At 45.0% G+C, this 10755-nt stretch carries 9 protein-coding genes; 6 read left to right on the top strand and 3 right to left on the bottom strand.

What is annotated here, in order from left to right; genetic code table 11:
* Positions 1 to 108: 108 nt before the first annotated feature.
* Positions 109 to 1419 carry an outer membrane channel protein TolC gene (gene tolC, locus AB4232_RS15490; protein ID WP_017102956.1) on the bottom strand — a complete coding sequence of 437 codons (1311 nt, stop codon included), beginning with the start codon at positions 1417 to 1419 and terminating at the stop codon, positions 109 to 111.
* 226 nt (positions 1420 to 1645) lie between these two features.
* Between tolC and nudF the strand changes: the two genes are divergently transcribed.
* The 6 genes from nudF to parC all read left to right on the top strand — a co-directional run bounded on the left by nudF (position 1646) and on the right by parC (position 8591).
* Positions 1646 to 2275: an ADP-ribose diphosphatase gene (gene nudF, locus AB4232_RS15485; RefSeq protein WP_372087470.1), complete on the top strand. Its 630-nt coding sequence runs from the start codon at positions 1646 to 1648 to the stop codon at positions 2273 to 2275.
* 4 nt (positions 2276 to 2279) lie between these two features.
* Positions 2280 to 2720, top strand: a complete 441-nt coding sequence (locus AB4232_RS15480; RefSeq protein WP_009848962.1) for a DUF1249 family protein — start codon at positions 2280 to 2282, stop codon at positions 2718 to 2720.
* 59 nt (positions 2721 to 2779) lie between these two features.
* Positions 2780 to 3604 carry a 3',5'-cyclic-AMP phosphodiesterase gene (gene cpdA / locus AB4232_RS15475; protein WP_009848963.1) on the top strand — a complete coding sequence of 275 codons (825 nt, stop codon included), beginning with the start codon at positions 2780 to 2782 and terminating at the stop codon, positions 3602 to 3604.
* Positions 3604 to 4209 (top strand): esterase YqiA, encoded by a 606-nt coding sequence (gene yqiA, locus AB4232_RS15470; protein ID WP_017098295.1) that lies wholly within the window; start codon positions 3604 to 3606, stop codon positions 4207 to 4209. The genes cpdA and yqiA overlap by 1 nt, the downstream gene beginning before the upstream one ends.
* Before the next feature lie 239 nt (positions 4210 to 4448).
* Positions 4449 to 6329, top strand: a complete 1881-nt coding sequence (gene parE, locus AB4232_RS15465; RefSeq protein ID WP_012603198.1) for a DNA topoisomerase IV subunit B — start codon at positions 4449 to 4451, stop codon at positions 6327 to 6329.
* A 3-nt stretch (positions 6330 to 6332) separates the two neighbouring features.
* Positions 6333 to 8591: a DNA topoisomerase IV subunit A gene (gene parC / locus AB4232_RS15460; RefSeq protein WP_012603199.1), complete on the top strand. Its 2259-nt coding sequence runs from the start codon at positions 6333 to 6335 to the stop codon at positions 8589 to 8591.
* Between the two features lie 137 nt (positions 8592 to 8728).
* On the opposite strand, the gene degS is transcribed toward parC, so the two are convergent.
* Both degS and AB4232_RS15450 read right to left on the bottom strand, forming a co-directional pair.
* A complete protein-coding gene (gene degS, locus AB4232_RS15455; protein WP_029225535.1) occupies positions 8729 to 9793 on the bottom strand; it encodes an outer membrane-stress sensor serine endopeptidase DegS in 1065 nt (354 codons plus the stop codon).
* A 158-nt stretch (positions 9794 to 9951) separates the two neighbouring features.
* Positions 9952 to 10755 (bottom strand): PDZ domain-containing protein (locus tag AB4232_RS15450; protein ID WP_372087469.1); only part of this gene is annotated, 804 nt, incomplete at its 5' end.

Here is a 10755-nt window from a genome sequence, read left to right as displayed (position 1 = left end):
GCTTTCAATAGATAATAAAAATGCCGCTCATTGAGCGGCATTTTTGTAACGGTAATCTAGTCACTTTATTAAATACTCTGGTTAGAGTATTTAACTAGGATTTAAGCATTACTTACTTGCGACTTTTAGACCTGCGTTTACATCAACAATGTCTTGTTCGCTTAGCGTACCAACAGCTTGACGAAGCTGAAGTACACTTAGGATGTAGTTGTAACGAGCATCTGAAAGGTTCTTGTTGGCATCGTATAGACGACGAGTTGAATCTAGTACGTCAACGATAGTACGAGTACCTACATCAAAACCTGCTTCTGTAGCTTCTAGAGCCGACTGAGCAGAAACAACAGACTGTTCGTAAGCGCGTAGCGCACCAATTGAAGCACTGATGTTGTTGTTGAAGGCACGAACGTCTTTCACAACGCTACGGTAAGTCGCTTCAAGATCTTCACTTGCTGCAACGTAGTTGTATTCAGCCTGTTTAGTCAAAGAAGTTGTACTACCACCTGTGTATAGAGGCACAACTAAATTTAAGCCGACGTTTAGGTTATCTTGGTCGTAATCACTAGGGCTGCTTGATTGATCGGCAAGAGAATAGCTACCGTCCAACGTTAGGCTAGGTAGATGACCTGAGCTTGCTAGCGTGATGTTATCTTTAGCGATGTCTTGATCAATACGTGATGCCAATAGCTTCAGGTTTTTCTCTTGAGCTTGCTCAACCAGTGCAACAGCAGATTCAGAAGACTTGCTTGCTGAGAAGCGGTCTGTATCTAAGATGTTTAGGTTAGAGTGCTCTTGACCTGTGATTTCACGTAGACCTTCGTAGTTATTAATCAGAGTGTTCTCTGCTAAAACTTCATCAGCCAAAACACCATCGTACTGAGCTTGCGCATCATGCACATCGGTGATGGCAGAAAGGCCAACTTCAAAGCGCTGCTTAGTTTGTTCCAGTTGACGAGCAACTGCGGCTTTTTCTGCACGAACAAACTCTAGGCTATCTTGAGCACGAAGTACTTCGAAGTAAGCGGTAGCAACACGAAGGATCAGAGCTTGTTGCTCTGCTGCGTATGAAGAATCAGCTTGGCGAGCTTTTTTCTCTGCTGTATCTAGCGTGATCCAAGAAGAGCGCTTGTACAGCTCCTGAGAAAAGTAAATTCCAGCTCCCCATTGATTGCTGTCATTATTTACATCACTTCGCTCACCACGGTTGATGTCGTAGTTAGCTCTCAAGTCAATTTGTGGTAGCAAATCACTACGGTTTGACGTTACTGCTTCAAAAGCGGCATCGCGCTTCGCTGCTGAACGAAGAAGTTGAGGATCGTTCTGTTTTGCTTGGTCGTAAACCTCAGCTAGCGTATCAGCGAAAGCTGACGAACTCAGGCTGCCAATTGCTGCACTGATAAATAGTGGAAGCAGTTTTTTCATTTTCCTATTCCTGCCTTTAATGGAATTTTCTTTAAAAGAGTTTAACCCAGTTTGGTGGTAATTTACTCGAAACTTTGCACTTTTTTACAGTTAACTGTCCACTTGTGCAATATTTATTTTTTAAAACTTAACTTTAATTATAAGTTTTATACTAAAAGTTGAACCTTATCCTTGGTAGTTAACTCGGACAATGAGTAAACTATAAGATCACTTAGTGAGGTATCAAATGCAACAGTATGACAATCAACGACATGAGTTTACTCCGCAAGATGTGGAAATAGTCTCAAAAGAGACGCTGTTTCGTGGTTTTTTCAAAATGGTTAAGTACACATTTAAACATAGACTGTTTGAGGGCGGCTGGAGCCAACCAATCGAGCGTGAGATGTTTGAGCGTGGACATGCTGCCGCTTTGCTACCTTATGATCCTGTACGTGACGAAGTCGTGATCGTCGAACAGATCCGTGTCGGTGCTCTAGATCATGAGAACCCGTGGCAATACGAAATTGTTGCTGGGATTATTGATACCGATGAATCACCACAAGATGTTGCTCGTCGTGAGGCTATGGAAGAAGCGGGGGTCGACGTCGGATCTGTATTGCCTATTACTTCGTATTATCCTTCATCCGGCGGTTGTTCAGAAAAGCTAGACGTCTTTGTTGGCTGTGTTGACGCCACGACAGCAAAAGGGGTTCACGGATTGGATTGCGAAGGTGAAGATATTCGCGTGCAAGTGATGAGTCGCGAAGAGGCTTATCAGTTAGTAAAAGACGGTGTGTTTGAAAATGGCGCCACGATCATTGCGCTGCAGTGGCTACAATTGAACTACCAAGAATTACAGTCAGAGTGGATAGATTAACGTCATGCCAAATATAGCAGTCAAAAAACCGTATCATGTCGATCTGGCTGAATTGATGCGAGTTTACGAGACTAACTATGCCAAACTTAATGCTCTATTACCGGTTGAGCATGAGGTTGGTGACGTTCGCTGTTACCAAGCCGTTAATATGGTGTATCAATTGACAGTGAATGAGGTCACAAAATACACCACATTAATAGATATATGTCAGAGTGACGCGATGCCAGTGTTTCCTTTGCCAAAAATGTCTGTCAGGCTATATCACGACGCTCGAGTTGCAGAAGTGTGCGCTAGCGGGGATTTTTCGCGAGTCAAAGCAAAATATGACTATCCCAACACAAAACTTCTGCAAAAGGATGAGAAATTTCAATTGAACAAATTTCTTGGGGAATGGTTAACGTTTTGTTTAAAAACGGGTATCAGCCGAACCCCAGTTTCTTTTTAATTGAGCCTATTTAAAAACACTTTTAAAGTCTAAACAGTAACGTATCTGGATTTGTTATTTTGGAATTATCACACACTTCAAAATTTGATGAGAGCAGTATTAAGCTTGTACAGCTAACGGACACGCATTTATTTGCGCCGAGCAATGGCAGCTTATTAAGCATCAACACTCAAGATAGCTTTCGTGCTGTAGTCGATGCCATTGTTAGTCAGGGCTTTGACTATCAAGCGATTTTGGCAACCGGTGATATTTCTCAAGATCACAGTGCTGAGTCGTACCAAAAATTTGAGTCAGGAATTCAACCTTTGGATAAACCGTGTTACTGGTTGCCAGGGAATCATGACTTCAAACCGAATATGGGCAGTGTTTTACCATCACCACAAATACAGTGTGTTGAGCATGTCTTGCTAGGCAATAATTGGCAGATGGTGATGTTGGACTCGCAAGTGGTTGGTGTGCCTCACGGACGTCTCAGTGATCAACAGCTTGATCTACTAGAACAAAAGCTAACCGAATTCCCCGAACGTAATACCTTGGTTCTGCTGCACCATCATCCACTATTGGTTGGCAGTGCATGGCTGGACCAACATAACCTGAAAGATGCTGATCAATTTTGGGAAGTTGTTCAACAGCACACCAATGTGAAAGCGGTACTGTGTGGTCACGTTCATCAAGACATGAATCGAGATCATCATGGTGTACAAGTCATGGCAACACCGTCAACTTGTGTACAATTCAAACCTAACTCCGATGACTTTGCGGTTGATACTTTGTCGCCTGGTTGGAGAGAGATTGAATTGCATCAAGATGGATCAGTAAGCACGCAAGTTCGCCGTTTACCTCATGGACAATTCTTACCTGATTTTGAAGCGGCAGGTTATTGATGTTTGATTCTGAACAGCAAGCCGCTAAGCCGCCACTGCTTCTCTATATTCACGGTTTTAACAGTTCATCACGTTCTCACAAAGCAACGGTGATGGCTGACTATTGCGCGGAGCATCGTCCTGATATCAAGGTGATGACACCTCAACTGCCGAGTTTTCCTCAGCAAGCGGCCATTTATTTGCAGCAACTGGTGGAGCAATATAAAGAGCAATATCAGATAGCGTTGGTAGGTAGTTCTTTGGGTGGCTATCTTTCAACATGGCTGAATACTCACTATGGCTTTAAAGCTGTGGTTGTGAACCCAGCCGTTAAGCCGTATGAGCTTCTTGCTGACTATTTAGGTGAACAAGTAAATCCATATACAGAAGAGCGATATGTTCTGGAAACAAAACATATCAATGAACTGAAGGCGTTAGAGGTTCCGGCTATCGCTCAGCCGAGTGACTTCTGGTTACTTCAGCAAACGGAAGACGAAGTTCTGGATTACCGACAAGCGGTAGAGAAGTACCAAGGTGCAGTACAGACAGTAGAAGAAGGGGGGGATCATAGCTTTGTTAATTTTGAACGCTACCCCCAGCAAATCATCACCTTTCTAAATCTTTAATCTGTTTCAGCAATCAAGTAATTTTCTCTTGTTTGACTGTTATTTCATCTATCAGTGGTGAAATATCATAGTTTGATGCCTTAGTTTTTGAACTAGCTTGACATCATTACTCAGCTTCCAGACTATATTCCCCAATACTTCGCTCGTTCGCTCTACTATGACGGTTCATAGTAATGATTTCGCTTTAGTCAAACTAGAGCCAGCGAACTGACGCAAACTTTTTGAGTAAACTCCGTATTATGACTGAACAATATAATGCAAAAGACCTCGAGGTACTTGAAGGTCTCGACCCCGTGCGACATCGCCCGGGAATGTATACCGAGACAGAAAGACCAAACCACCTTGCCCAAGAAGTCATTGATAACTCGGTTGATGAAGCACTAGCGGGACACGCTAAGAAGATTAAAGTCGTGTTGCATGCTGACCAATCGTTAGAAGTGACGGATGATGGCCGTGGTATGCCGGTTGATATCCACCCTGAAAAAGGCATCTCAGGTGTTGAGCTGATTTTAACTAAGCTCCACTCTGGCGGTAAGTTCTCGAACAATAACTACAAGTTTTCAGGTGGTTTGCACGGGGTAGGTATCTCGGTGGTAAACGCGTTGTCAAAACGTGTTGAAGTGACGGTTCGCCGTGACGGTCAGGTACATGAAATTGCCCTTGAAGGTGGTCATGCCGTAACGGATCTTACTGTTACAGGTACTTGTGGTCATCGCAATACAGGTACGACGGTACATTTTTGGCCAGATCCAAAATATTTCGATAGCTCTAAATTTTCGACACTTCGTCTAATTAACAACCTACGTGCAAAAGCAGTTCTTTGCCCAGGTTTAGAAATTACCTTTGTCGACAAGGTTGGCGGTGAAGAACATAAATGGTTCTATGAAGATGGCCTAAAAGACTACCTTGCCGAAGGTGTGAAAGGTTACACCTTACTTCCTGAAGAACCGTATGTTGGCGAATTCGTAGCTGAAACAGAAATGGCGAACTGGGCGATTATTTGGCAGCCAGAAGGCGGTGATATGATCACCGAAAGTTACGTGAACTTAGTACCGACTAAACAAGGTGGTACACACGTAAACGGTCTTCGCCAAGGTCTGCTTGATGCAATGCGTGAGTTCTGTGAATTCCGCAACTTGCTACCACGTGGGGTTAAGCTAACGGGCGACGATATTTTCGATCGCTGTTCGTACGTACTCTCGGTGAAGATGCAAGATCCGCAGTTTGCTGGTCAAACAAAAGAGCGCTTGTCTTCTCGTCAAACCGCTGCGTTTGTTTCTGGTGTGGTAAAAGATGCGTTTAGCTTGTGGTTGAACGAAAAGCCACAATTGGCAGAACAGTTAGCAGAAGCTTGTATTGCGAATGCTCACCGCCGTATGCGCGCAAGCAAAAAGGTTGTGCGTAAGAAAATCGCGTCAGGCCCAGCACTGCCGGGTAAATTAACCGATTGTTCAGTTCAAGACTTAAGCCGCACCGAAATCTTCTTCGTGGAAGGGGACTCGGCGGGTGGTTCAGCTAAACAAGCACGTGATCGTGAGTTCCAAGCGGTTATGCCACTTCGCGGTAAGATCCTAAATACATGGGAAGTGTCAGCGGACCAAGTATTGGCTTCACAGGAAGTACATGATATTTCGGTTGCTCTGGGTATCGATCCTGATAACGATGACTTGTCAGGCCTGCGTTACGGTAAGATCTGTATCCTTGCCGATGCGGACTCGGATGGTCTTCATATCGCGACACTGCTATGTGCACTATTTACTCGCCATTTCCATGCATTGGTTGAAGCGGGTCATATCTATGTGGCAATGCCTCCTCTGTATCGTATCGATTGCGGTAAAGAAGTGTTCTACGCACTTGATGACGCAGAGAAAGATGGTGTGCTTGAGCGACTATCGCAGAAGAAAGCTAAGATCAACGTGCAACGATTCAAAGGTCTGGGTGAAATGAACCCACTTCAGTTACGTGAAACCACCATGGATCCAAACACTCGTCGTCTTGTTCAATTAACGATTGATGACAACGAAGCGACCAACGAGATGATGGACATGCTGCTTGGTAAAAAACGTGCAGATGATCGCCGTACATGGCTACAGACTAACGGTGATATGGCCGAGGTATAATGGATGTCTAACGAAATTACATATGATGGCGTTGAACAGTTGCCAATGCGCAAGTTCACCGAAGATGCCTACTTAAATTACTCAATGTACGTGATCATGGATCGTGCATTGCCGTATATCGGTGATGGCTTGAAGCCAGTACAGCGTCGTATTATCTACGCGATGTCTGAGCTGGGCTTATCAGCTGCATCGAAATACAAAAAATCAGCACGTACCGTTGGTGACGTATTAGGTAAGTATCACCCACACGGTGACTCTGCTTGTTACGAAGCGATGGTACTGATGGCGCAGCCGTTCTCCTACCGCTATCCATTGGTAGATGGTCAAGGTAACTGGGGTGCTCCGGACGACCCGAAATCGTTCGCGGCGATGCGTTATACCGAAGCGAAATTATCTAAGTTTGCTGAGGTTCTGCTAGGTGAATTAGGTCAGGGCACCGTTGATTGGCAACCAAACTTTGATGGCACCATGAAAGAGCCTCAAATGTTGCCTGCACGTCTGCCTCACATCTTACTTAACGGTATTACTGGTATCGCGGTAGGTATGGCGACGGACATCCCGCCTCACAATGTCCGTGAAGTGGCGAACGCAGCGATTCACTTGATTGATACGCCGAAAGCTGAACTTCCAGATGTGATGGGTTTCATTCAAGGCCCTGATTACCCGACAGAGGCTGAGATTATTTCGCCGAAGTCGGACATCGAAAAGATCTACCGTACAGGCCGTGGCAGCATCAAGATGCGCGCGGTTTGGCACAAGGAAGGCTCTGATATTGTTATCACTGCTTTACCTCATCAAGTGTCAGGTGCGAAGTTACTTGAGCAAATTGCTAACCAGATGCGCGCTAAGAAGCTGCCAATGGTTGACGACTTGCGTGACGAATCGGATCACGAGAACCCAACTCGCATCGTTGTCGTTCCTCGTTCAAACCGTATCGACTGTGACCAATTGATGAGTCACCTATTCGCTTCGACGGATCTAGAGAAAAACTTCCGGGTTAACTTGAACATGATTGGTTTAGACAATCGTCCTCAAGTTAAAGGCCTAGTTCAAATTCTGAAAGAGTGGATTGAGTTCCGTCGCACGACCGTTCGCCGTCGTTTGCAGTACCGTTTAGATAAAGTACTAGCACGTTTGCACATTTTAGAAGGTTTGCTTGCTGCTTATCTTAATATCGATGAAGTGATTGAAATCATTCGTACAGAAGACGAACCATGTCCTGTATTGATGAGCCGTTTCAACATTTCTGAAATTCAAGCCAATGCGATTCTTGATATTAAACTTCGTAACTTAGCTAAGTTAGAAGAGTTTAAAATCCGAGCGGAACAAGAAGAGCTTGAAGCTGAACGCGAAAAGCTTGAAAAGCTACTCGGTTCAGAGCGTCGCTTGAATACGTTGATCAAGAAAGAAATCCAAGCCGATGCAGATAAATACGGCGATGATCGTCGTTCACCTCTGATTGAGCGTGCTGAAGCGAAAGCGCTAACAGAACGCGACTTAGTACCAAGCGAACCAATCACGGTTGTGTTGTCTGAGAAAGGTTGGATTCGTCATGCTAAAGGGCATGAAGTTGATGCTGAAGGCTTGAACTACAAATCTGGTGATAAGTTCTTAGCGAGTGCTAAGGGTAAGAGTAACCAACAAGCGGTGTTCCTTGGCAGTGATGGCCGAAGCTACTCCCTTGAATCTCATTCATTACCGTCGGCACGTAGCCAAGGTGAGCCAATTACAGGCCGCCTGAACGTCAGCCCAGGTACTTCGATTCGCCAAGTGGTGATGGGAGAGAATGAACAATTATGGTTAGTCGGTTCTGATGCAGGTTATGGCTTTGTTTGTAAGGGTAGCGATCTGCTGTCAAAGAACAAGAGCGGTAAAGCGTTAGTTAACTTGCCACAAGCTTCTGAAGTGATGTTGCCAAGCCCTATTGCTGACTTGGACAGTAATCAGATTCTGGCAATTACTAACCAAGGCCGTATGTTGTTGTTCCCTATTAAAGACCTACCTCAGCTGAGCAAAGGTAAAGGCAACAAGATCATCAACATCCCTTCTGCGAAAGCAAAAGAGCGTGAAGAGTTTGTATCGCATCTGATGGCTATTCCAGAGAATGCAACGCTGACTATTTACGCGGGCAAACGTAAACTTGGCTTGAAACCTGCGGATCTTGAAAACTTCCGTGGTGAGCGTGGTCGTCGTGGTGGTCTGCTCCCAAGAGGTTTGCAGCGTGTGACTCGCATCGATATCGATGAACCTAGTGACGCCTAGTTTTGATTGAGTTTATCATTAGCTTTGATTGATAAAAGAAAACCCAGCTTAAGAGCTGGGTTTTTTGTATCTATACTTTTTGTCTCTGTAATTGGCGGTTTGAGTTACTAGCTATTAGTAATCAAACTAAATAAAGACTACAGGCGTGTGTCTTCGGTAATGGTGACCTTGAGTGTCTTGTTTTCACCTTTGCGCAATACACCAACATCAATGATAGTACCCGGGCGAAGGTCAGTAACTATGTCCATTACGCTCTGTCGTCCGCTAATTTGGGTGTTGTTGATGCTGATAATGATATCTTGTGCTTCAAAGCCGGCATCGGCTGCAGGGCCATTCGGGTCAATGCCTAAAACAACAATGCCACCGATGTTCTTAGTACCGAGCAAGCGTGATGTCACCGAATTGATGTCTTGTCCGTCGATACCAATATAACCACGAATGACACGACCATCGGCGATGATCTTCTCCATGATTTTATTAGCAAGTGAGTAGGGGATTGCAAATGAGATCCCGTAGGTTTCCATGTCGGTAGCTTGTTGGAAAGAAGCCGTGTTGATACCGACGAGCTCACCTTGTGAGTTAACCAGTGCACCACCTGAGTTACCTTCATTGATTGCAGCATCAGTCTGGATAAAGGCTTGGTGACCATCTGCACTGATCGAAGAACGACCTGTTGCAGAGATAATACCAAAGGTTGTCGTTTGCCCTAGGTTGTATGGGTTACCGATAGCCAGCACCACGTCGCCGACATTTGCTTTGTAATTCGGGTTCAGTGGAATAACAGGTAAGTTGTCACCGCTGACTCGGAGTATCGCAATATCGGTGCGTTTGTCTGAGCCGACAAGTTGTGCGGCCGCTACTCGTCCGTCTTGAAGTGCCACGACTATTTGGTCAGCTTGAGCAACAACATGGAAGTTGGTAATGATGTAGCCTTTTTCGCTAACAATCACCCCTGAACCTAATCCTTGAGTTAGTAGCTTGTTGCGATCGCTTTCTGCGTATTTACGACTATAAATATTGACCACAGCGGGTGCAGCTCGTCGCACCGCTTGGTTAAATGAGATCTGAAGAGAGCCAATATTATCGACTTGAGGGTTCGTGACGTCTGCAACAATCGCCGGCCTTAAACTCGGGAATGCGAGAAGAATAAGCGCCGCTGAAACGAGTCCAAGGGAAATAGAACGAAATAGAAAGGACAGCATGTTTCCCTCTTCAACAAGTAAGGTATGAAGCATCCGTCAATGGATGACTGACTTGATTATCAGTGAAGCATAGCATTTTGATTGATCTAAAGAAAAGGGAGACTGAGTAAGTTTAAAGCAAACTTACTGAGCCTCCCTGTAATTACGCTGACGTATGGCTATCGAATAACTAGATAGATAGTCCTATCGTCTCGCTGTATATTAAGTGCCAATACGCCAGGTTGTTTTTCAAGAATCTTTCTAAATTCAGCAAGGTTCTTAACTGGTTGGCGGTTTACCCCGATGATGATGTCATCTTTAAGAAGCTGATAAGCTTCTGCTGGCGAACCTTGAGCGACACTTGATACCTTGACGCCTGTCGCTGAATCGCTGTCGGTTGTGTTGGTGAGCTCTGCACCGGCAAGTCCTTCATGGAGCTTTTCAGCTTGTGTCTTACTATTTGTGGATTCACCAAGCGTGACGTCAAAGGTCTTATTCTTACCGTCACGAACCACGCCTAACTCGATCTGTTTACCTGCACCTAAGGTGGCCACTTTGGCTCTTAACTCACTAAAAGTATCAATACGCTTACCGTTAATGGAGACAATGACATCGCCAGCTTTCAATCCGGCTTTGTCTGCAGCACTGTCGGGTACAATTTGGCTAACAAAAGCACCTTTGCTGGACTCATAACCAAGCGCTTCAGCCAATTCCGAGGTGACCTCTCCACCTTGGACACCAAGCATGCCACGTTTTACTTCACCGAAATCGAGAATCTGTTCAGTCAGGTTTGTCATCATATTGGATGGAATGGCAAAGCCGATACCGACATTGCCTCCGTTAGGTCCTAGGATGGCCGTGTTGATACCAATCAGTTCACCGTTAAGATTCACTAACGCACCTCCAGAGTTACCACTGTTAATCGCGGCATCGGTTTGAATGAAGTTTTCGAAGTTCTCTAGATTGAGACCGCTACGTCCTAA

Origin of the sequence: Vibrio sp. 10N.286.46.A8 (genome assembly GCF_041470165.1) — a bacterium.
Classification (GTDB): Bacteria; Pseudomonadota; Gammaproteobacteria; order Enterobacterales; family Vibrionaceae; genus Vibrio; species Vibrio tasmaniensis_A.
This window is presented reverse-complemented; position numbering and strand designations above follow the sequence as displayed.